Consider the following 21,528-nt stretch of genomic DNA (forward strand, 5'->3'; position numbering starts at 1 on the left):
GTTGCACCCGCCGACCCCCCTCCCCGGCCCTCCCCCCCAAGGGGGGAGGGAGAAAGAGTTGAACCCCCGCGACCTCCGGTCCACTCCCGCAGCTTCCCCATCACCCGCTTCGCCGTGCCCCAGTCGAGCCGCGGCGGGCGGGTTCCAATCGTGTTCACCCAAACCACCTCGCGGCGGCCGAGCAGCTTCCGCACGAGGTGCTGGCAGCTCGACGGGTGACGGCCCCAATCGTCGGCGAACACGACCAGCGGGCGGGCGGCGGTTTGTGACATAGAGTCATTATGGAACACGAACCCGCCGCGAGGCCGCTTCATGCCGTTGTCCTGCCCGCTGTTCTTCCACACGCTCGAACCGTGCGCCCGCCGCGGCGAGCCAGTGACCGTCGGCCTGCCGTGGCCCCGCGGGGCGGTCGCGGACGACCGGCTGTTCCAACTGATCGGCCCGGACGGGTCGCCGCAGGTGCTGCAAACGCGGGTGCTCGACCGCTGGCCGGACGGCAGCGTGCGGTGGTGCCTGTTCGACTTCCTCGCGACGTGGGACGGCGTGACCCGCGAGAGCGGGTATCGGGTGGAAATGACGGATCGACCGCGGGCGTCCGAGACCTTTCCGGTGGTCGGGCCGCCGCCATTCGTATTGTCTGCCAAGTTCGACCTCAATCGTAACGACTGGCCGGTCGCGGCGACTGAAGTAGTGGAGGAAGGTTCCATCCGCCGCCGGTGGGAGTTGACCGAAACCCGCGTCGGTCCGTGCCGGGTGTTCGGTCATGCGGACACGTTTCCCAACAGCAAGACGGTGAGACTACAACTCACGATTCAGAACCCGCAGCCGGCGGCCCACCCTGGAGGGAATTGGGACCTCGGCAACGACGGTTCCTTTCTGTTCACATGGCTCTACTGCTCCTTCGTCATCGCCCCATCCTCGTCAGCAGTCGCCCGGTTGTCGGCCGAGGCCAACACCGAGTTCATCGAATACGAGAACCACGTGGAGATCCATCAGGAATCGAGCGGAGGACCGAACTGGCAATCCACAAACCACGTCACTCGCGACCGTGTCGTCCCGCTGCGGTATTCCGGGTACGAGATCGAGGCCAACAAGGGCCATCGAACCAGGGGCGGCCGCGCAACGCCCATCCTTACCGTTCAGAATGAGTCGCATTTCCTCGGCGTGGCTGTGCCCCGGTTCTGGGAAAACTTTCCCAAGCGTATCTCCGCTTTCGACGAGGTTGTCTTCGTTGAGTTGTTCCCGAACAAAGTCCACTGGGACGATCTCAAGGAGAATGGTTCCCCTTACGAAACCCCCAAGCACGAACTCCAGGGCGGCGAGCAGAAGACGCACGCGTTCTACGTCGCGTTCGGCAAGGACGCGATCACCGACGACCCGATGGTCTGGTGCCGCTCGCCGATCGTCTGCCACGCGGCCCCGACGTGGTACGCGGACAGCGGCGCGATACCGTACCTGACGCCGAAGGCCGGCGACCCGCACGCGAAGTACCTCGCACTCGTCGATCAGGCGCTCGACGGGCCGGACACGTTCGTTCACAAGCGGGAGAAGATCGACGAGTACGGCTGGCGGAACTTCGGCGACGTGTACGGCGACCACGAGGCCGTCTACCACAAGGTCGAGACGCCGCTCGTCTCGCATTACAACAACCAGTACGACTGCGTCGCCGGGTTCCTGTGGCAATTCCTCCGCAGCGGCGACGTGCGGTGGCTCGCGCACGGGCTGGAGTGCGCCGACCACACCTGCGACATCGACATCTACCACACCGACGGCGACAAGGCGGCGTACAACCGCGGGCTGTTCTGGCACACGTACCACTACGCCGACGCCGACACCGGCACGCACCGCAGCTACCCGAAGGCCATCACCCGCGGGCCGGTCGAGAGCCTGACGACGAAGATGGACGCCCTCGGCGCGACGGCCGCGTCGTTGAAGAAGACGTACCAGGTCGGCGGCGGCCCGGCGTCCTCGAACAACTACAACCACGGACTAATGCTCGCGTACTTCCTGACCGGCAACCCACTCTACCGGGACGGCGCGCTCGACCTGGCCGGGTACGTGCTGGGCATCGAGGACCCGTCGAAGACGCCGTTCCGGTTCCTGTCCCGCGAGTTCACCGGCCTCGCGTCCGAGAGCAACCCCGGCTACCACGGCCCCGGCCGCGGGTCCGCGAACTCCATCAACGCCACGCTCGTCGGCCACCAGCTGACCGGCGACGCGAAGTACCTGGCGAAGGCCGAACAAATCATCCGCCGCGTCGTCCACCCCAGGCAGAACCTCGAACGGCTGGACCTGCTGAACGCCGAGCTGCGGTGGTACTACACGATGACGCTGCAAGCCGTCGGCCGCTACCTCGACTACAAGGCCGACCTCGGCCAGCTCGACGAGACCTACGCCTACGCGCGGTTGGCGATGTTGCACTACGCCCGGTGGATGGCGGCGAACGAGCGGCCGATCCTCGACACGCCGGAAAAATTGCAGTACCCGACGGAGACGTGGGCCGCGCAAGACATGCGGAAGGTCGAAGTCTTCCAGTACGCCGCGAAGCACGCGGCCGGCGACGAGCGGGCGAAGTTCCTCGAACGGGCCGCGTGGTTCTTCGACTACGTGCAGAACAAGTTAAGCGAGTTCGAGACGAAGTCGCTGTGCCGGCCGGTGATCCTGATGCTAACGAACGGCTGGTCCCGCAACTGGTGGCGACTGAACCCGGACGCAACCGCGCCGGAACCGGCGGTGACGAAGTCGCCGGACGACTTCGGCGAGTGGCGGATGTTCGTGCCGCAGAAGGCGAAGGCGATCAAGCGGGCGAAGATGATCGTCGCCGTCGGCGGGATACTTGCCGGGGGGATGTTCGTCGTGCTCCTTGTCTATCTTTTCAAGTGACCCCGACCCGTCGGGGTCCAGGAGAACGCCCGTCATGGTCAAAAATGATGTCCATGAGTAATCACGGCGATTTCCAGCCGCGAGGAGCTTGCGGGCCGCGGAGCGGGTGTCCGAATCGGGGTGGATTTAGTGGACGGGCGTTTACAGAAATGGGGCGATTCGCCGGCCGGCGCGGACCTTCGACGCGGCCGGTCGCAGACGGCCAGGAACGACTTGGCTTGCTCTTGCGGCGGTCAGGCCGCGGCGCGGTGGTAGTGCCGGAGCAGCCCGCCCAACCGCTTCTTGCACCGCACGCGGCCGGCCGAGAACTTGAGGATCGCTTGCGGCTCGCCGCCGAGTGGGGCGTTCCCGATCCCTTGGTGGGGACGCTCGCCGCTGTAGTGGGTCAAAAACTCCGCCAGCAAGTGCCGCAGGTGCTTCTCGCCGAAGATCACGAAATGGTCGAGCAGCTTCTGTCGCAGGGTCTGCGCGAACAGCTCGGCGTGGGCGTTCAGGTTCGGGGCGTTCGGGCCCACCCGCTGAACGGTCGCCCCCTCGGCCGCGAACACCGCGTCGAACGCCTTCGTGTACTTCCCGTCGTGCTCGATGATGAGATACCGCGGCGGTAGCCCCATCTCCTCCACCCGCATCGTCGCGTTCCGCGCCTGCTGCTTCACCCACTCCGGGGTCGAGCTGGCACTGACGCCCGCGACGAACGCCTTCCGTGATCCCGGGTGCAGGAAGAACAGCACGAACACGTCCACGATCCCTCGCGTGGTCCGCGTCTTGACCGTGAGGAAGTCGCTGGCCCACAGCGTGGCCGCGTGGCGGGAGAGGAAGGCCGTCCACGTGCCGACGCCCCGTTTCGGCCCGGGGTCCAGACCGGCCTCGCGAAGGATGTTGATGACCGTGGACCGGCTCACCGCCCGGACGCCGAGCATCCTCAGCTCGCCGAGGATGCGGGAGTAGCCCCACACGGTCTCGCGGGCCAAGCGAAGGACCAGGTCCCGCAGTCGGCGTCCGTCCGCGGGCGGGGCATCCTCCGCGTCGGCTTCTCGCCCTTGCCCACCGGGCGAACGTCCGCGGGGACACGATCGTGATGACGCCCGCGATCGCCGTCCCGAGCCGCCGCCCGTACTTGACCAGCCGGGCCCGCTCCCGCGGCGTCACCGTGATCCGGTCGGGGAGTTTGTCCCGCAGAATCCCGTTCTCCTCCCGGAGGTACTCGACGGTTTGCGCGAGCTTCCGCTCGCGGAGGGTGACGAGGATGAGCCACAATGGCTCCAACAGGCGGGGCATCGGGAACCCGTCGATTCGTTGGAGAATTGCAGGGATGGACATGGTTTTTGTACACCGCCGAAGGGCCGAGGAATCGTCGGCCCGATGCCGCCGCCGGCCATACCCCGCAACCGAGGGCGCGATCCTGCCGGTCGTGCCGCCGGAGGCGCGAAGGCCGCAGGGAGGAGAAACTGGCGCGCGGCTGTTAACCCGCCGGTCGTTGAATTTTGGCCTGAACCCATTTCGACCCGCCGGTTAACATAAGTCGAGAGTTTGAAGTTCGAAACTGTTCCACTCGGACACCGAGTAGGATTCGGAATGGAATAGCTTTTCAGACGTATTTCATCCGTCGCCTCGATTAAATCACCTGCAAAATCAATGAACACCGCATCTGTCGGGGGCGATCTCGCGCCGACGGTCGCGCGAGGAGTTTGAAATCTGTTCTCCTCGGGACGGCCCCGATCGAGGCTCACGACGAGAGGTTCAAGGCCGCGTTGTGCGTCATCTCCGTCCGCGAGACGTGGCGGACCTTCGCGATGTTCGCGTCGGCCGTGTGGGTCGCGTTGTCCACGTCCCACGAGACCCGCAGGGTCCACGCCCCCGGCTCGACGCCGTGCAGCAGCTGGACCGGCAAGCCTGGCGGGGCGGACGGGAAAAGCGCCCCATACCCGTCCGGGTCGGCGGCGACGGCGAGGGCCACGGACGCGTCGAGGTAGTGCCTCGGGTCGTCGGCCAGGACGTTGCGGTACACGGCAGCTCCTCCGGTAGGGCCACTACTCGGGAGCAACGAGGGGCCGGACCCGGAGGCGCGAAGGGGAATGGGGATTGCCCCGACAGCCGGCGGTCAGTGCGAGACGGGGATGCGGACGAACACGGCCGTGCCGCCGCCGGGCCGGGACTCGATCTCCAGCGTGCCGCCGACGAGCGACACCCGCTCCCGCATGCCGACGATGCCGAGCCGCTCGGTCGCCGCGTCCGGGTCGAACCCGCCGCCGTCGTCCTCGACGACGGCCAGGACGTGCCCCTCGTGCCGGGTAAGGGTCACCGTCGCCCGGCCGGCCCGCGCGTGGCGGGCCACGTTCGTCAGCGCCTCCTGAACGACACGGTACAGGGTCGTTTCCACCTCCGGCGGCAGCCGGGCCGCGGACAGGTCCGGGACCGCCGACTCGACGCGGACGCCGGTGCGGGCCGACCAGTCGGCGAGCAGTTGCCCCACGGCCGCGTACAGGCCGATGTCGTCCAGGGCCGTCGGCCGCAGGCGGACGGCGAGGTCGTGCAGCTGGCGGCCGAGGTCGTCGGTCAGTTTCTGCACGCCGGCCAGCCGGTCGGTGGCGGCCGGGGGCAGCGGCCCGGCCGCCCGGACGGCCCCCAGGCCCAGGGCGATCGCGGTGAGCGTCTGCCCGACCTGGTCGTGCAGGTCGCGGGCCAGCCGCTGCCGCTCGTCCTCCTGGACGGTCGCCAGCCGCCGGCTCAGCTCCTGCCGCTGGGTCATTTCTTCCTGCAGGTCGGCGGTGCGGGTGGCGACCCGCTCCTCCAACTCGTCCCGCACCCGCCGCAGGGCTTCCTCCGTCTCCTTCAAGCCGGTGATGTCCATGCACGCCCCGGACAGCCGCGGCGACCCGGCGGTGTGGAACACGTCCCCCTGGTCCCGCAGCCACCGGACCGCGCCGTCCGGCCAGACGACGCGGAACTCGACGTTCAACGGCCGGGCGTGCTTCACCGACCGGTCGAACGCGGCCGCCACCGCGGGGCGGTCGTCCGGGTGGACGTGCGCCAGGAAGTCGGCGAACGGCCGCCGCGTCCGCTCCGGCGGCAACCCGAGCAGCCGGTTCAGGTTCTCGTCGCGGGCGTGCTCGTCGGCCATCACGTCCCACTGCCAAATCCCCATCCGCGCGGCCGTCAGCGCCAGCCGGAGTTGTTCCTCGGCCCGCGCCTGGGCGGCCTCGGCGCGCTTCCGGTCGGTGATGTCGTAGGACACGGCCAGCGCCGCCGTCACCCGCCCGTCGGCGTCCCGCAGCGGGACGCCGTGGGTGACGTAGTGCCGGCCGTGGGCGGCGTGTTCCGCCTGGAACGCCTCCCCGGCCAGCACCCGCCGGTAGTTGGCGGCGTACTCCCGCTCCAGGTCCGGGGGCAGAACCTCCGCGAGCGCCTTCCCCTCCAGGTCGGCCGGCGTCAGCCCGGCCGGGGCGAGCGCCTCGCCGGCGGCCAGCTCGTACCGCAGGTCGTGGCCGAGGACGAACACCGCCCCGTTCGGCAGGTTGGCCGCCACCGCCCGCAGCCGGTCCGCGCTCGTCCGCGCGGCGTCCCGCGCCTGAAGGGCGTCCTCCATGACGTTCAGCGCGGCCCGCCGGCCGGCCGCGAGTTCGGCGTTGGCCCGGCGGAGGACGGCCAGCGGGTCAGCCATCGCCCGCCTCGTTCTCGAAGTCGAGCGGGTACGGCTCGGCCTCGCCCAGCCGCCGGCACAGCGCGTTGATCTCCTTCTTCAACTCGACCATCCGGGACTCGCGGGCGACCATCGCCCGGTTGAACCGGGTCAGCTCGTCCAGGCTCGCCCGCAGGTCCCCCTCGGCCGCCTTCCGGTCGGTCACGTCGGCGGCCACGCCGGCCACCCGGACGGCCCGCCGCGGGTCGCCGGCGAACTCCGTCCGGGCGGTGACGGTCAGCCACCGCTCCGCCCCGTCCGGGTGGACGACGCGGACGTCCTGCCGCAGCGCGCCGTCCCCGGCCGGGTCGGTCGCCCGCGCGAGGGCGGCGGCGTACCGGTCGCGGTCGTCCGGGTGAATTAGCGGCGCGAGGCCGGCCACCAGGCTGAGGTTGCCGCCGACCGGCAGGCCGAACAGGGCGACCGTGGCCGCGTCCGGGTCGCCCCGGTCCTCCGCCGGGTACCACACGAACGACCCCATCGCGGCCGCGTCCAGGGCCAGCCGCTCCCGCCCCTCGGACGCCAGCAGGGCGGCGTCCGCCTTCCGCTGGTCCGTCACGTCCACGAACGTCACCACCACGCCGTCGATCCGGTTGTCCGCCGTCCGGTACGGCAGCACCCGCCGCAGGTACGCCCGGCCGCTCTCGCTCTTGACCTCGCGGACGACCGGGACGAGCTTGTCCAGCACGGCCTGCGCGTCCGGGATGAGGTTCAGGTCGGCGAACTTCCGCCGCAGGTCGGACAGCGGCCGGCCGGCGTCCGACGGGATCAGGTCGAACAGGTCCTTCGTCGCCGGGGTGAACCGGCGGATGCGGAACCGCTGGTCGAGGAACAGCACGGCGATGTCCGTGCTCGTCAGCAGGCTGGACAGGTCGTTGGTGGTGCTCTCCAGCTCGGCCATCTTGGCCTCCAGCTGGGCGTTCACCGTCGTCAGCTCCTCGTTGAGGCTCTGCAGCTCCTCCTTGCTGGTCTCCAGCTCCTCGTTCGTGCTCTGCAGCTCCTCGTTGATGCTCGTCACCTCCTCGTGGGAGGCCTTCATCTCCTCGCTGGACGTCTGCATCTCCTCCAGGGCGCTCTGCAGCTCGTCGCGGGTCCGCTGGAGTTCCTCGACGAGCCGGGCCTCGGCCGTCGGGTCGCCGGGCGGGAGTTGGGGCGGGGGCGGCAGCTCCGGGTAGTTGCGGAACGTGACGAGCCAGTACGCGTCCCCGGCCCGGCGGTCGAGCGGGGAGACGCCGACCTCGACCCGGCGGCGGCCGGCCGGCGTGTCGATCAGCCCGTCCCGGACGGCGACCGCCTGCCGCTGCTCGCCCGCCCGGTGCAGGGCGGTCCGGACGGCCCCGCGGACCTGGTCGTTGGCCAGGGTCAGCAGGTCCCGGCTCGGCTCCCCCCGCGGCTGGTTCAGGTACGGGCCGGTCTCCCCGTGGAAGTAGACGATCTGCCCCTGGGCGTCCACGACCACGGCCGGCGGGGTGTGGGCGTCGAGCAGCATCCGGGCCGCCGTCTGGGCGACCGACGCCCGCGGCACCTTGGCCGCCGGGATCGTTCGCCCCTCGTTTTCCGTCGCGACCATCGTGGGGAAGTCGAGCGTCCCGTGCCGGGTCGGGCCGACCCGGCGGAACAGCCGGTGCTTCTTGTCGATCGGCTGGAAGTCGTCCTCCAGCCCGCCGACGGACTCGCTGTTGCCGAGCATCAGCGCCCCGCCCTCCCGCAGCCCGAAGTGCAGCAGGTTCAGCACCCGCCGCTGGACCTCCGGCTCCAGGTAGATGAGCAGGTTGCGGCAGGTGACGATGTCCAGCCGGCTGAACGGCGGGTCCTGGAGGACGTTCTGCGGGGCGAAAATGACCAGCTCCCGCAGCCCCCGCTTGACCCGGTAGTTGCTGTCGTCCTTGTCGAAGAACCGCTCCAGCCGCTCCGGGGTGACCTCGCTCTCGATCCCGCCGGGGAACACGCCGGCGCGGGCGTGGCCGAGCGCCCGCTCGGCCATGTCGGTGGCGAACACCTTGATGTCCAGCGCCTTGCCGCGGGCCTCCGCCTCCTCGACCAGAAGGATGGCGAGCGAGTACGCCTCCTCGCCGGTGGCGCACGCCGCCACCCACGCCCGGACCGGGGACCCGTCCGGCCGGTCCTCGACGAGCGGGGCGATGACCTTCTCCCGGAGCACGTCCCACGCCTCCGGGTCGCGGAAGAACCCGGTGACGTGGATAAGCAGGTCGTCGGCCAGGGCGGTGACCTCGCTGGCGCTCTGCCGGAGGCCCTTGACGTACTCGCTGAGGGAGGCGACCTGTCCCAACCCCATCCGCCGCTGGACGCGGCGGAGGATGGTCGGCTTGCGGTACCCGGTGAAGTCGTGCCGGGTGCGGGCGCGGAGGACGCTGAGGACTTCGGCCAGCGCCTGCTCCTCCCGCCGGGGGACGACCTCGGCCGGGCCGGCGGCGACGTACGGGTGGCCGGCGTACCGGACCACGACCTCCGGCATCTCGGTCGGCCGGAGGATGAAGTCCGCGAGGCCGGCGTCGATCAGGCTGCGGGGCATCGGCGGGTACTTGGCCGACTCCGGGTCCTGGGCGAGGACGAGGCCGCCGACGGCCTCGACGGCTTCGGCCCCGGCCGTCCCGTTCGACCCCATGCCGGACAGGACGACGGCGATGGCCCGCTGCTGCTGCTCCTCGGCCAGCGACCGGAAGAAGTCGTCGATCGGCCGGCCGTGCCCGCGGGCGGCGAGCGGCTCGCCGAGCCGGAGGCGGCCGTCGTGCAGCGTGAGCGTGTGGCCGGGGCGGATGACGTAGACGTGGTCCGGCTCGACGGGCAGGTCGTCCGTGACCTCGACGACCGGCATCCGGGTGTGCTTGCCGAGGATTTCGGCGAGCAGGCTCTCGCGGTCCGGCGGCAGGTGCTGGACGAGGACGAACGCCAGCCCGGTGTCGGCCGGGCACGCCTTGAGGAGCTCCGTGTACGCCTCCAGCCCGCCGGCGCTGGCCCCGACGCCGACGACCGGGAACGGCAGCCGCGGCCGCCGCGACGCGTCGGCCGGGGAGGTCAGCCGGTCCGCCCCGCTGGCCCCGGCCGCGCCGTCGAGCGCGCCCTTGTCGTCGGTCGATTCGTCGCTCATGTGCGTGGTCCCGATGGGCCGCGGTGTGCCGCGTCCGAAAGTATCCCGACGCCGGAAGGGGACGCGCCCGAGTGTGGCGCAATTCTACGGACCGCGGCCCACACTCCCGTGGATTGAACACCCACCCGCCGCGCTCTCGGGCCTGGATTTGAAGGCCGGTCGCCGTCGGCGGGGGGTTCGGCTTGTCCTGGATACTCCCGACAGACGCGCGCTTCCTTCTCACAAATTTCGAGATTACCATGAGGTTCACTCGCGGCGGGCGAAATTGATTACCACATCGACACTCGCGATTGGATAGTTCATGAAAACTCTTCGCATCATGTTGGCCGACGACCACGCGGTCGTCCGCGAGGGCCTGCGAGCCCTCATCAACGCGCAACCGGGCATGGAAGTCGTCGGCGAGGCGGCGGACGGCGTGGCCGCCGTCGAGGCGGTGGCGGCGCTCGACCCGGATGTGGTCGTGCTGGACGTGTCCCTGCCCGGCCTGAACGGGGCGCAGGTGGCGAAGCGGTTGCGGGCGGCGTCGCCGAACCGGGTCATTCTCGCGCTAACCGTCCACGAGGACGCGGCCTACTTCCGGCTGCTGGTGGACGCCGGGGTCGCCGGGTACGTGCTGAAGCGGTCCGCGGCCGACGAACTGATCCGCGCGATCCGCGTGGTCGCGGCCGGCGGGACGTACTTCGACACGGCGCTAACCGGGTGGCGGGCGGACGCCGGCGGCGACCCGGAGTCGCGGCCGCCGGTGCTGCCGGAACTCAGCGAGCGGGAGGTCGAGGTGATGAAGCTCATCGCCCAGGGGTACAGCAACAAGGAGATCGCGGCCCGGCTGGTGCTGAGCGTGAAGACGGTCGAGACGTACAAGACGCGGTCGCTGGAGAAGCTCGGCCTCCGCAGCCGGGTGGACATCGTCCGGTACGCCGCCCGCCAGGGGTGGCTCTTGAACATCGGCGAGGGCCACGGGTGAGGTTTTCACGGGTTCTCCCGACAACCCCGCCCGCAGAATTCGCACAAACTAACTCGGCACTCCGAAAACCAACACCAGGTAACGCGCCGTGACGCTCACGCCCCCGAGCTTGCACGTATTGGTTGTCGATGACTTCCGCGACGCGGCCGAGAGCATGGCCGACGTGCTGGCGCTCCACGGCCACCGCGTGGCCGTCGCGTTCACCGCCCGGAAGGCGCTGGAGGTCGTGGCGGCGGACGCGATCGACGTGGTGCTGCTCGACGTGGAGATGCCGGGCATGGACGGGTGCGAGATGGTCCGCGAGGTCTTCGCCCGTGCGGCCCGGAAGCGGCCGTTCCTGATCGCGGTGACGGCCTGCACGTCGGACGGGGACCGGGAGCGGTGCCTGGCGGCCGGGGTGGACGCGTACCTGACGAAGCCGGTCGAGCCGGCGGTGATCGTCGGGATGCTCGGCCGCATCCGCCGGTTCCTCCACCCGGCCGTCGCCGAGGCGAACGGCAAGCACGTCTGACCCGCCGTCTCTATACGAGCGCCGCCCGGACCGCGTCGCGGGCGAGCAGGTGCCGCTCGAACTGTTTCAACATCTTCATCAGCGCCGCCGTGTCGAGCGGCTGGGCGAGCTGCAGGTGGACGCGGTCGCCGGACAGGTACTCGCGGTCCCCGGCCCGCGGCCCGGTCGTGGCGATGACGATCGGGCGGGCCACGTTCAACCGGACGGCGAACGCCAACGCGAGGCCGCACACGTCGATCCCGGACGCCGTGTCCAACAGGATGACGTGCGGCGGGGCTTCCTCGACCATCTCGTGGGCGGCGTCGGCCGAGGTCGCGACGCGGACCCCGAACGCGTGGTCGGCGAGCGCGGGCAGGAGGGCGTCGAGCGACGCCTCGTTCTCGGTGACGATCAACACGTCCAGCGTGTGGCTCATGGTGAGGGTCTGGGTCATGGCGACCGCCTTGCGGGTCGAAAATCGAGGGGATGGGTGCGAGTGACTATTCTTTTGTCCCATCGCCCGGCGGACTGTCAGGACAACGGGCGGAAGTTTCGCCATTCGCACAACCCCGGCAACGGCCCGATGACGAAGAAGGCCCGGTGAGGAAGCTCACCGGGCCGCGGGGGTCAGGCTTTCGCCCCCTCGTTAATCCCGGCCTCGGCCAGCCGCGTCAACTTCTCGTCGGTCCGCTTCTCCTCGTCGAGCGTCTCGTGGAGCAACTTCGCCGCGTCGGCGTGGCCGAGCTTCTTCGCGAACGCGCACAGCGTCCCGTACAAGGCGATCTCGTAGTGCTCCGCCTTCTGCGCCGCCGCGATCAGCCCGGCGTCCTGCGCGTCCGGCTCGAGGCCGAGGCCCATCACCTCCTCGCCCTCGGCCACCAGCCCTTCCATCGCCTCGCACGTGCCGGACCCGGTCTTGCACCCGACCTGGTCGCACACCCGCTCCAGCCGCGCGAGCTGGTTCTTCGTCTCGCTCAGGTGCGTCTCGAACCCGGCCCGCTGTTCCGCCGAGGCCGCCGCCTTCGCCATCTTGGGCAGTGCCTTCGTCAGTTGCGTCTCGGCGCTGTACGCGTCCTGGAGTTGATCGAAGAACAGGTCCTTCAACGTCTTCGTCGCCATGTCGGTCGTCCTCCGCGGGCGAGTGGAAAGGGGTCCGCCAGACAAGGGCAGATCGGATGACGAGGGCGACGCGGCGGATTGGCCTCACACCGTCGCGGATCGGGCGGACGGTAGGAACGGCCGTGCGCGGCCGTGGAACACGGCCTGCTGTCGGGACCAGCCCGGACGCCGGAATCGAACGAGTCTGGCATCGGGAATGTATCTCCGTTCCCATCGCCCGTTCCGGAGGGACGCGATGCGCGATCAAACGAGCAAGGCCGGAAGGCCGACAACGCGAAACAAGGGACGACCCGCGAGCATGACCAGGAAAACCGGCCGCGACCCGAAGACCGCGGACCAAGACGCTGCGGGCCAGGCCGCGGTCGGCGGGCAGGTGACGCGGGACAAGGGCCGCGTGCCGGTGCGGACGACGACACGACCGAGGACCAGCCCGGCGAGAACCGGTGACGCCATTACCCCGAGAACTGCCCCGTTCGAGGTTTCGCTCGCCCTCGCCCGCATCCGCGAGGCCGTCCGCCCGTTCCCGAAGGCGGCACTGTTCCAGCTCGCTGCCGACGGGCACACGTCCGTCTTCGAGCAGCTCGTCGCGTGCGTCATCTCCGTCCGCACGTTCGACGAGGTGACGCTGCCGACGGCGAAGCGACTGTTCGCGGCCGCGCCGACGCCGGCTACGATGGCGACGTTGAGCGTGGAAGAGATCGACGAGTTGATCCGGCCGAGCACGTTCCACGAGGCGAAGGCCCCGCAACTTCACGCCCTCGCGGCGCGGACGGCGACGGAGTTCGGTGGGGCGTTACCGTGTGACCGCGACGTGCTGCTCTCGTTCCGCGGCGTCGGGCCGAAGTGCGCGAACCTGGTGTTAGGCATCGCGTGCGACCAGCCGTTCGTCAGCGTGGACGTCCACGTTCACCGCGTCGTCAACCGGTGGGGGTACGTCGCGACCGACGCCGGAGAGGACAATGCTCGCCCTGAACGAGCGGCTGCCGAAGAAATACTGGATCGAGTTGAACAGCCTGCTCGTGCCGTTCGGCAAGCACGTCTGTACCGGGCGGTCGCCGAAATGTTCGACGTGCCCGGTACGGGACCAGTGCCGGCGGGACGGGGTGACCGACCACCGCTGACTTACTTCTCGCGAACCCGGTCGCTGGCCTCGACCATATGCTTGAACCGGACGAGGGCGGCGCGGACTAGCTGGTTCGGCTCCTCGCCGAACAACCCCGCGACGGCCCTGCCGACCTTCCCGAGCGGCGGGACGTAATTCAGCGACACCCGCACCCTCCCCGGGTAGGACAGATTTCAAACTTTTCGTGCGAGACTCTCGGCGCGAGATTTCGCCCAATCGGTTGCGAATTGCCTTGTTTTGTAGGTGATTTCGTCGAAGCGGCAGATGGAATGCGTCTGAAAAACTACTTCATTCCGAATCCGACCCGGTGTCCGAGTAGAACGGATTTCGAACCTCGGACTCTCGACTGGTGTTAACCCGCGGGTCGAAACGGGTTCACGCCAAAGCTCAACGACCGGCGGGTAAACAGTCGGCGCGACATTTCCTCATTACTACGGCCGTCTCGCTCCCGGCGGCACGACCGGCAGGATCGCGCGTCCGTCGCGAGGAACCGCGGGGCAGGTCCGAAAGCCGGCCGTTCCCCGGCGTTCCGGCGGTGTACAAGAACCATGTCCATTCCCGCAAATCCCCCGCGAATTGATGGGTTCCCGATGCCCCGCCTGTTGGAGCCATTGTGGCTGATCCTGGTCACCCTCGACGAGCGGAAGCTCGCGCAAACCGTCGAGTACCTGCGGGAGGAGAACCGGATCCTCCGGAACAAACTCCCCGACCGGATCACCGTCACCCCGCGGGAGCGGGCCCGACTCGTCAAGTTCGGGCGGCCGCTCGGGACGGCGATCGCGGGCGTCATCACGATCGTCTCGCAGCGGACGTTCGCCCGGTGGGCAAGGGCGAGAGGTCGAGGCGGAGGACGGGCCGCCCGCCGGGCCGGCCGCGGACGGAGGAGGGGATCCGCGACCTGGTTCTGAGGCTGGCCCGCGAGACCGGGTGGGGCTACACCCGCATCCTCGGCGAGCTGAGGAAGCTCGGCCTGCGGGCGGTGAGCCGATCCACGGTCATCAACATCCTGCGGGAGCACGGCCTCGACCCGGGCCCGAAGCGCGGTGTCGGCACGTGGACCGACTTCCTGACCCGCCACGCGGCCACCCTGTGGGCGAGCGACTTCCTGACGGTCAAGGCGTGGACCACCCGAGGGATCGTGGACGTGTTCGTCTTGTTCTTCCTGCACCCCGGCTCCCGGAGGGCGTTCGTCGCCGGGGTGAGTGCCAGCCCGACCCCCGACTGGGTGAGGCAGCAGGCCCGGAACGCCACGATGCGGATGGAGGAACTCGGCCTGCCGCCGCGGTATCTCATCATCGACCACGACGGGAAGTACACCAAGGAGTTCGACACGGTCTTCGCGGCGGAAGGGGCGACCGTGCAACGGGTGGGCCCGAAGGCCCCGAACCTGAACGCCCACGCCGAGCGGTTCGCCCAGACGTTACGCCAAGAGTTGCTCGACCACTTCGTGGTCTTCGGCGAGAAGCACCTGCGGCACCTGCTGTCCGAGTTTTTGACCCACTACAGCGGCGAGCGGCCGCACCAGGGGATCGGCAACGTCCCGCTCGACGGCGAGTCGCCGGACGTGCTGCCATTCCCAGCCGGTCGGGAGCGATGCCGGAAACGGTTGGGCGGGCTGCTCCGGTACTACCACCGGACCGCGGCCTGAACACCGTGCCCCGAATGTCTCACCCCGTCGTCCTGCGACCGACCCCGTCAAAGGTCCGCAGCGGCAGGCGGATCGCCCCACTCCTGTAAACGTCCGTCCACTAAAACTACTCCGATTTCGGACCTCCGCTCCGCAGCCCGCAAGCTCCTCGCAGCCGGAAAACGCCGCCATCTGTCACGGACATAGTTTTTGACCATGACGGGGCATGTGCCCCGGTCAGCACGAGAGCGCGGGCAAGCGGATGAGCGGCCGCACCAACCCCGGCAACCGCTGGTTGCGGGTGATGCTCGTTCAAGCCGCGTGGGCGGCGAGTCGGACGAAGGATACCTACATGTCGGCCCAGTTCCGCCGCCTCGCCGGCCGTCGCGGACGCAAGCGGGCCTTGATGGCCGTCGGTCACACGCTACTGACGATCATCTACCACGTTCTCAAGGCCGGAACCATTTACCGAGAGCTAGGGGGCGGACTACTTGGATCGACTGGACGAACGCCGAACCACGCGCTTGCTGGTCAACCGATTGGAGCAGCTCGGGCACCGCGTGACACTCGAGCCGATCACCACGAACTAAGAGGGGTCCGTGGTTCGACGGTCTAGCCAAACCGACGGCATACGTCGGCCCGGGGAAGGAACAGACTTGCAACTCGCCCCACCTGAATGGGGCTCACTCTTGTTTTCAGAGCAGGACGGTCCTCCTCGACCGGCATACCGTGGGCCTCCTTGGCGGGATCAGTCGTCGTTCTGGATCGTGCCGCGGCCGCGGTTCTTGGTGAATAACGAGGTACCGCTGTTGTCGAACAGGTCCAGGTAGAAGTACTCGTCTGCCTCCTTCCGGCTGTCGCCCTTGACCTCGATGGTGATCGTCTTGGTCGTCTCGCCGGGGGCGAACGTCAGCGTGCCGCTCTTCGCCACGTAGTCACCGTCCCCTGTCGTCGCCGACCCGTTCACGGTCTGGTACGACACCGTAACCGCTTGGTCGTAGGCGGCCGACAACGTGACAGTGAACGTGAACAGCGTCGTCTTCTTGCCGTTGCCCTCTTTCTTCGTCACGTCGCCGATGCTGATCCGTGGCTCGTCGTCCGTGATGGTGCCGACCCCCTGGCCGTCGGCGACAGTCACGTTCGTCGGGCCGGTCAGATTCACGACGAACGTCTCGTGCGGCTCGGCCAGGCGGTCGCCGGTCACCTCGACCGTGATCGCCTTGTTCGTTTCACCTGGGGCGAAGGTCACCATACCGGAGGCGGCTTGGTAGTCGCCGCCGCCGGCAGTGCCGTCCGCCGTGGCGTAGCTCACGGTGACGGTCTGTCCGGAGGCGGCGGACAGGGTGACGGTGAACGCGGCCGTCCGGGTGCCGGTGTTCCCCTCCGTGACGGTCGCGTCGGAGAGCGTCAAAGACGGCGTGGGCAGGGGCGGGAAGCCCCACTCGCCGTCGTTCAGCAGCACCGACACGGTGCCACTCGTGGCGTCGGCGGACACCGCGTCCGCTTGGCCGTCGCCGTTGAAGTCACCCGCCGCCACGCCAACCGGCCCCGCCCCGACGGCGGCTTCGGCGGCCAGGGTGAACGCCCCGGCCCCGGTGCCCAGCAGCACACTGACGGTCCCGTCCGAACTGTTGGAAGCGATCAGGTCGAGGTTGCCGTCACTGTTGAAGTCGGCCACCGCCAGGTCGGAGAGGGATCCGGCACCGGCGGAGTAGGTCCGGGTCGTGCCGAAGTAGCCGTTCCCGTTGCCGAGCTGCACACTCACGCAGGAGTTACCGCCTGCCGCCAGATCGACCTTGCCGTCGGCGTTGAAATCCGCCGCCACGATGGACGAGCCGTTGTTGCTCGAGTCGTAGAAATATTGGGAGCCGAACATTCCGTTCCCGTCGCCCAAGGCGATTTCGATGTATCCGTTCACCGGAGCGGCCAGGTCGAGCTTGTCGTCGGCGTTGAAGTCCGCCGCGACCAGCTCGGAAGTCCAGTTCACAATTCCGCCCCCAAATTGGGAGGCACCGAACGTGCCGGCCCCCGTGCCCAGCAGAACGCCGAGGTAGCCACTGTCACTGCCGCTGCCCTCGTGGACGTACGATGTAGCGGCGATGTCGAGATGGCCGTCGCCGTTGAAGTCGCCGACGGCCACGGAAAGCACGCCATTGGGGCTCATGCTGTAGTAGCCACTGGTCGCCTCGTAGCCGGTCGGTGTGCCGAACGTGCCGTTCCCGTTGCCGAGCAGCACGGTCACGTCGACCGAGTCGATGTAGCCGCCGTAGTTGCCATCCGCGGAGACGAGGTCGAGGTTGCCGTCGCCGTTGAAGTCGCCCACCTCCATTGAGGAGGGTCGGTTCCCGGTGGGCGAGGTGATCGCGGCCTGGAACGTGCCGTCGGCGTTGCCCAGGAGCACGCTGACGCCACCGTCGATATACGCGACGTCAAGAACAGAGTCGTTGTTGAAGTCGGCCGAGACCACCTCCTGCGGGGAGGCCCCGACCGGGTAATTCACGGCCGGGCTGAAGCTGGGCAGGCAGCGGTCGTCCAGGGATTCGACGTGCAGGCGGGTCTTGCGGTTCATGGTCGGACTCCGGTAGGCGCTGGTTTGTTCTCCGATTCCCATGCGACGTGCGATGCCGGATCGCGCACGGATTCCTGCCGATGAATCGAATCGGTCTGGGCGGATGAATAATGTCGGGCCGGCGAGCAAACTCGCCGGCCCGGCTCGCGTTCACGCTGGATCTATCAGGACACGAGGTGGTTATCCCCGTCGCCTCCCTCCAGCAGGTCCACCCCTGGGCCGCCGAACAGCCAGTCGTCCCCTAGCCCGCCGAAGAGGGCGTCGTTCCCGCGCCCGCCGAACAGGTGGTCGTCGCCGTCCTCCCCGTACAGGCGGTCGTTCCCACCCCCGCCCCGGAGGTGGTCGTTCCCGGCCCCGCCGTAGAGTTCCGCGTCGGTATCGACCTTCGGCCCGAGCAGGACGTGGTCGTCGCCCCCGGCGGCGTCCACCACGATGCCGGTGACGGGCGCGGCGAACGTCCCGATGAGCACGTCGTTCGCCCACACCATCAGCGACTCGCCGACCCGGCCGATCTGCAGGAAGTCGTCCCCGTCGGTGCCCAGCACGACCAGCTCGCCGTTGAAGATGCCCGCCGCGGCCACTTTCTCGGCGGGTTCGAGGTAGTTACCCAGGACGTGGTCGGCCACGTCCCGGCCGACCTGCTGCCCGGCGACGCAGTCGAACCGGAAGTGGATGCCGCCGTAGATGCGGCTGTTGGCCATCTCGTCGGCCGCCGCCCAGAAGCCCGCGTACGACCGGGTACCGCCCTGGGTCAGGGGCCAGTTGATCTGGAACGGGATGTCGTTCGTCCCGAGCACGCCGGCCAACACCGTGGCGCAGGCGGCCCCGATGGCCGACGCGTTGCTCGCGTAGGCCGCGTACGGCGGCGTGGTCGGGTGTTCGGTCGCCCAGGTCGGCTCGGCCGTCGTCGCCGGGTTGCCGTCCTCCGCGGCCCGCTGGATGGCGGTCACCGGCCGCCACAACTTGTAGTAGAACTTGCTCGCAAACGTCGTCTGAAGCCCGTCGTGCAAGGCCATGTTCATCAGGGCGAACAGCCGGGCCGCCTCGGCCAGGGTCAAATCCTGGGCCGCGGCGCGGTCCTGGGCGATCCGGTTCCAGACCGTGTGGTTGCCCAGCGGCACCCGCCACCGCTCGGCCACCAGGGTCTGTTCCGCCGTCCGGTCCGGGAGTCCGTTACCGTCCCGATCCACCCCGGCCTGGTCGGCGTCGGACGCCCCGATCACCCGCACCTCGTTCAGGTCGGCCGCGTACTCCGGGCTGTCCAGGGCGGGGTGGGGGCCGGGTCGAAACTGCTCGCTGCCGGTCACCGCGAACGGGGTGACGGCCCCGATGTGTGCGCCGGTGACCGCGGCGAAGTTCGGCGGGGTGAGCTGGTAGGTGCCCGGGTTCATGTCCGGCGGCACCCAGGGCACGGTCGTGGCCGACCCGTCGTCGGCGCGGAGCGCGAGAATTTGCCGGGCGACCTCCTGCCCGACGGCGATCCCCCGCGCGGCGCGATCCGCGGGGATGCCCGCTAGGTCCGCGGCTAGCTTGGTATCGAAGATGGCCTGACGGGACGGGTAGAGCGCGACCAGCGTGTCGCGGGCCGCCTGGGCCAGGGCCGCCTCCGCCGACGCCGCCCGCGGGGCGAGGACGCGGGCGTGGTAGGGCTCGTAGGACCGCTCGATGGAGTTGACGGCGTCGAACATGGCGGTGTGGACCAGCGCCAGGTTGCGGGCCAGTCGGACGGGCGGCTGGATGGGCAGCGAGTTGAGCAGTTGCTCGTTCCACTGAAGGACCAGGTCGGCCGACGGGACCAAACGATCCTCGAGGGGTTCCACGTGCAAGTGCGCACGGGGGCGGGACAGGGTCGCGGTCATAACGCGCTCCGTTTCGGGGTCGGCCTGCGGGGTGGTGGGGCGACCGTCCCCGTCGCGCAGACCAAGCACGGGAGGCGGTTGGGTCGAAAGTGATGGCACGGCGGTCGGCTGCCGGGTGTGGGTCAGCCCTTCTAGTTGACGAGCTCGCCGATGATGTAGCCCCAGCCCTCGCCGTAATACGTCATGAACACCTGGGCCGAGGGGTTACTGAGCCGGACGAAGAAGGACTCGTCGTACTCCAGCGCGGGGTCGGCGAGCGTCTGGACGGTGATCGTCTTGACCGTCTCCCCGGGCAGGAACGTCAACGTCCCGGACGTGGCCACGTAGTCCTCGCCGGCCACGGCGTCGCCGTCCGCGGTTGTGAAGTTGACCGTGAAAGGAGTGGCGAAGGCGGTAGACAGGGTGACGGTGAACGTCAGGGTGTCGCCTTCGTACCCGCCCGCGAATTCGGTGATGGAGAGCTTCGGCAGGCTGTCCGTGATGGCAACGGTCGCCTCGCCGTCGGCGATCCTGACCCCCTTGGTGGGGGCGAAGAGCCGGACGTAGAAGAATTCGTCGTACTCCCCCACCGTGTCGCCGACGATCGGGACGAGGATCGTCTTGGCGGTCTCGCCCTTGGCGAAGGTCAGTTGACCGCCCACGTAGGTGTAGTCGCCGCCGGCGGTTGCCGTGCCGTTGGCCGTGCCGTAGTTGACCGAGACCGGCTTCTTGAGCGGCTGTGACAGGGTGACGGTAACGGCCGCGTTCTGGACGCCGGAGACGCCTTCCGTGACGACGGCATCGCCGACCGAGAGCGTCGCGGGAACGCACCGGTCGTCGAGCGGTTCGACGGACAGCCGGGGGCGGTAGGCGGAAGTGGCTGGCATGGGAACGACTCCTGTACGGGTTCGGAAAGTGACATCCTGGGAAGCGACGACCACGAGTGTCGGGTGTCCGAGTCCCCATGCGACGCCCGCCTCGCGACTGCGCACGGATTCCGAAATGTCGCTCAATCAGGATTGGCGGAAATGTTTGAGGTGATCGAACGGGTGACGATGTAGATTTGTTCGCCCGCCGGACCGGTGGACTTGCTCGGCAGCAAGGCTCCCCACCGGCCCTCGACTTTCTCCGATCCGTGATCGCTCCGACGGCCGACGGCTCACGGCTCCAAGACGACTTCCCCGCCCGCCCGCGTCGCCAGTCGGGCGAACGTGCGCATGTCGAGGCTCTCCCGCAGGAACCGCACGGACCCGTCGGCGAAGGCGGCGGTCACGCCGCCGGGGTGAAAGCCGTAAGCCTCGTGCTCGTTTGTACAGTTGATGGCACACGGTCCCAGTTTGGTGGCCCCGTCGGGACTCGATCCCTGGCCGAAAATCAAGGTCCCCCCGACCCAGGCGGCGTTCCGGGCGTAGGCCCCCGCCACCGGCCGGCCCGCCCGCCACAGCGTCGGCCGCCCGGCGCTTTCGACGAGCAGGATCGTGTTCGCTGTGCCGTCCGTCACGTCGGTCACTCGCACCAAGAAGTGCGGCGTCACCTGACTCGAACTCAAGACGCCCAGGTAATTGTCGGCCGGGTCCGCGTGACCGAGCTGCACGAGCCGGGTGTCGATGTCCCGGATGCCCGTGTAGTCGGTGCAGCTGCCGTACCCGCCGTGGTTGTAGTTGAGCGGGTCGTGTTCTTGCGTGACCCGGCGGTCCGGTTCCGCCGACGGGCACTGGAAGACCTTCAACGGCTGGGTCGCCACCGGCTGGTTCTCCGGCCCCTGGCACCGCTTGTCCCACCGGTACGTCTGGGCGAGCGGGGCTTGCTCGATGAACGGCAGGAGGAACGGGCCGAACCCGTGCGTGCCCTGGACGATCCGCCCCTGGGGGACGACGGCCGGGGCCCAGACAATGCCCGGCGGGAACACGTCGTGATGGTCGTGGTGCAGGTGCATGGCCAACCCGAGTTGCTTCAGGTTGTTGGTACACTTCATGCGATTGGCCGCCTCCCGGACCTTCTGAACGGCCGGGAGGAGTAGGCCGATGAGGACTGCGATGATGGCGATCACCACCAGTAGCTCGATCAGCGTGAAGGCGGTGCGACGGGATCGGCCGGAAGCGGTGGCGATGCGTGTCATGGGTAAAG

Annotated in this window: 17 protein-coding genes and 2 pseudogenes; 7 read left to right on the forward strand and 12 right to left on the reverse strand. The window is 68.9% G+C overall.

Translation table 11 applies throughout. The annotated features are described in order from the left end of the window. Positions 1-272, reverse strand: a pseudogene (locus AC5JJ2_RS09855) (hypothetical protein); the annotation flags it as partial. A 40-nt stretch (positions 273-312) separates the two neighbouring features. Here AC5JJ2_RS09855 and AC5JJ2_RS09860 point away from each other — a divergent pair. Continuing rightward, the gene (locus AC5JJ2_RS09860; RefSeq protein WP_495857812.1) at positions 313-2,883 is read left to right on the forward strand and encodes an RIFT barrel domain-containing protein; all 2,571 of its coding nucleotides are present in this window, start codon (positions 313-315) and stop codon (positions 2,881-2,883) included. Between the two features lie 233 nt (positions 2,884-3,116). Here the strand turns inward: AC5JJ2_RS09860 and AC5JJ2_RS09865 are convergent, their stop codons facing one another. The 4 genes from AC5JJ2_RS09865 to AC5JJ2_RS09880 form a co-directional block, all read right to left on the reverse strand. Next, on the reverse strand, positions 3,117-3,854 hold the full coding sequence (locus tag AC5JJ2_RS09865) for an integrase core domain-containing protein (protein ID WP_495857813.1): 738 nt from the start codon (positions 3,852-3,854) through the stop codon (positions 3,117-3,119). A 755-nt stretch (positions 3,855-4,609) separates the two neighbouring features. Then, entirely contained in the window at positions 4,610-4,891 is a 282-nt protein-coding gene (locus tag AC5JJ2_RS09870) for a hypothetical protein (RefSeq protein ID WP_495857814.1), read from the reverse strand. 93 nt (positions 4,892-4,984) lie between these two features. Beyond that, positions 4,985-6,544, reverse strand: a complete 1,560-nt coding sequence (locus AC5JJ2_RS09875) for a PAS domain-containing sensor histidine kinase (protein WP_495857815.1) — start codon at positions 6,542-6,544, stop codon at positions 4,985-4,987. Then, a complete protein-coding gene (locus AC5JJ2_RS09880; protein ID WP_495857816.1) occupies positions 6,537-9,671 on the reverse strand; it encodes a chemotaxis protein CheB in 3,135 nt (1,044 codons plus the stop codon). The genes AC5JJ2_RS09875 and AC5JJ2_RS09880 overlap by 8 nt, the downstream gene beginning before the upstream one ends. A 301-nt stretch (positions 9,672-9,972) precedes the next feature. Between AC5JJ2_RS09880 and AC5JJ2_RS09885 the strand changes: the two genes are divergently transcribed. Together AC5JJ2_RS09885 and AC5JJ2_RS09890 are read left to right on the forward strand one after the other, a co-directional pair. Further along, positions 9,973-10,635: a response regulator gene (locus tag AC5JJ2_RS09885; protein WP_495857817.1), complete on the forward strand. Its 663-nt coding sequence runs from the start codon at positions 9,973-9,975 to the stop codon at positions 10,633-10,635. 88 nt (positions 10,636-10,723) lie between these two features. After that, positions 10,724-11,146: a response regulator gene (locus AC5JJ2_RS09890; protein ID WP_495857818.1), complete on the forward strand. Its 423-nt coding sequence runs from the start codon at positions 10,724-10,726 to the stop codon at positions 11,144-11,146. Between the two features lie 10 nt (positions 11,147-11,156). Here AC5JJ2_RS09890 and AC5JJ2_RS09895 read toward each other — a convergent pair whose 3' ends face one another. Together AC5JJ2_RS09895 and AC5JJ2_RS09900 are read right to left on the reverse strand one after the other, a co-directional pair. Continuing rightward, complete coding sequence (locus AC5JJ2_RS09895) at positions 11,157-11,579, reverse strand: response regulator (RefSeq protein ID WP_495857819.1); 423 nt, start codon at positions 11,577-11,579, stop codon at positions 11,157-11,159. A gap of 173 nt (positions 11,580-11,752) precedes the next feature. Beyond that, the gene (locus AC5JJ2_RS09900) at positions 11,753-12,244 is read right to left on the reverse strand and encodes a YciE/YciF ferroxidase family protein (protein WP_495857820.1); all 492 of its coding nucleotides are present in this window, start codon (positions 12,242-12,244) and stop codon (positions 11,753-11,755) included. A 451-nt stretch (positions 12,245-12,695) separates the two neighbouring features. On the opposite strand from AC5JJ2_RS09900, the pseudogene AC5JJ2_RS09905 reads away from it, so the two are divergent. After that, positions 12,696-13,365: pseudogene (locus AC5JJ2_RS09905) on the forward strand (endonuclease III domain-containing protein). A gap of 1 nt (position 13,366) precedes the next feature. Here the strand turns inward: AC5JJ2_RS09905 and AC5JJ2_RS09910 are convergent. Continuing rightward, a complete protein-coding gene (locus tag AC5JJ2_RS09910; RefSeq protein WP_495857821.1) occupies positions 13,367-13,513 on the reverse strand; it encodes a hypothetical protein in 147 nt (48 codons plus the stop codon). A 444-nt stretch (positions 13,514-13,957) separates the two neighbouring features. Between AC5JJ2_RS09910 and AC5JJ2_RS09915 the strand changes: the two genes are divergently transcribed. The 3 genes from AC5JJ2_RS09915 (at position 13,958) to AC5JJ2_RS09925 (ending at position 15,610) form a co-directional block, all read left to right on the forward strand. After that, complete coding sequence (locus AC5JJ2_RS09915) at positions 13,958-14,275, forward strand: hypothetical protein (protein WP_495857822.1); 318 nt, start codon at positions 13,958-13,960, stop codon at positions 14,273-14,275. Further along, the gene (locus tag AC5JJ2_RS09920) at positions 14,188-15,015 is read left to right on the forward strand and encodes an integrase core domain-containing protein (protein ID WP_495857823.1); all 828 of its coding nucleotides are present in this window, start codon (positions 14,188-14,190) and stop codon (positions 15,013-15,015) included. The genes AC5JJ2_RS09915 and AC5JJ2_RS09920 overlap by 88 nt, the downstream gene beginning before the upstream one ends. A gap of 205 nt (positions 15,016-15,220) precedes the next feature. After that, positions 15,221-15,610, forward strand: a complete 390-nt coding sequence (locus AC5JJ2_RS09925; RefSeq protein WP_495857824.1) for a transposase — start codon at positions 15,221-15,223, stop codon at positions 15,608-15,610. 132 nt (positions 15,611-15,742) lie between these two features. On the opposite strand, the gene AC5JJ2_RS09930 is transcribed toward AC5JJ2_RS09925, so the two are convergent. The 4 genes from AC5JJ2_RS09930 to AC5JJ2_RS09945 all read right to left on the reverse strand — a co-directional run bounded on the left by AC5JJ2_RS09930 (position 15,743) and on the right by AC5JJ2_RS09945 (position 21,520). Next, a complete protein-coding gene (locus AC5JJ2_RS09930; RefSeq protein ID WP_495857825.1) occupies positions 15,743-17,563 on the reverse strand; it encodes an FG-GAP repeat domain-containing protein in 1,821 nt (606 codons plus the stop codon). 164 nt (positions 17,564-17,727) lie between these two features. Next, a complete protein-coding gene (locus AC5JJ2_RS09935; protein WP_495857826.1) occupies positions 17,728-19,422 on the reverse strand; it encodes a phosphatase PAP2 family protein in 1,695 nt (564 codons plus the stop codon). Positions 19,423-19,553: 131 nt separating this feature from the next. Then, entirely contained in the window at positions 19,554-20,288 is a 735-nt protein-coding gene (locus AC5JJ2_RS09940; protein WP_495857827.1) for a Calx-beta domain-containing protein, read from the reverse strand. 272 nt (positions 20,289-20,560) lie between these two features. Beyond that, complete coding sequence (locus AC5JJ2_RS09945) at positions 20,561-21,520, reverse strand: DUF1559 family PulG-like putative transporter (protein WP_495857828.1); 960 nt, start codon at positions 21,518-21,520, stop codon at positions 20,561-20,563. Positions 21,521-21,528: the final 8 nt, after the last annotated feature.

The organism is Limnoglobus sp., from assembly GCF_059499385.1.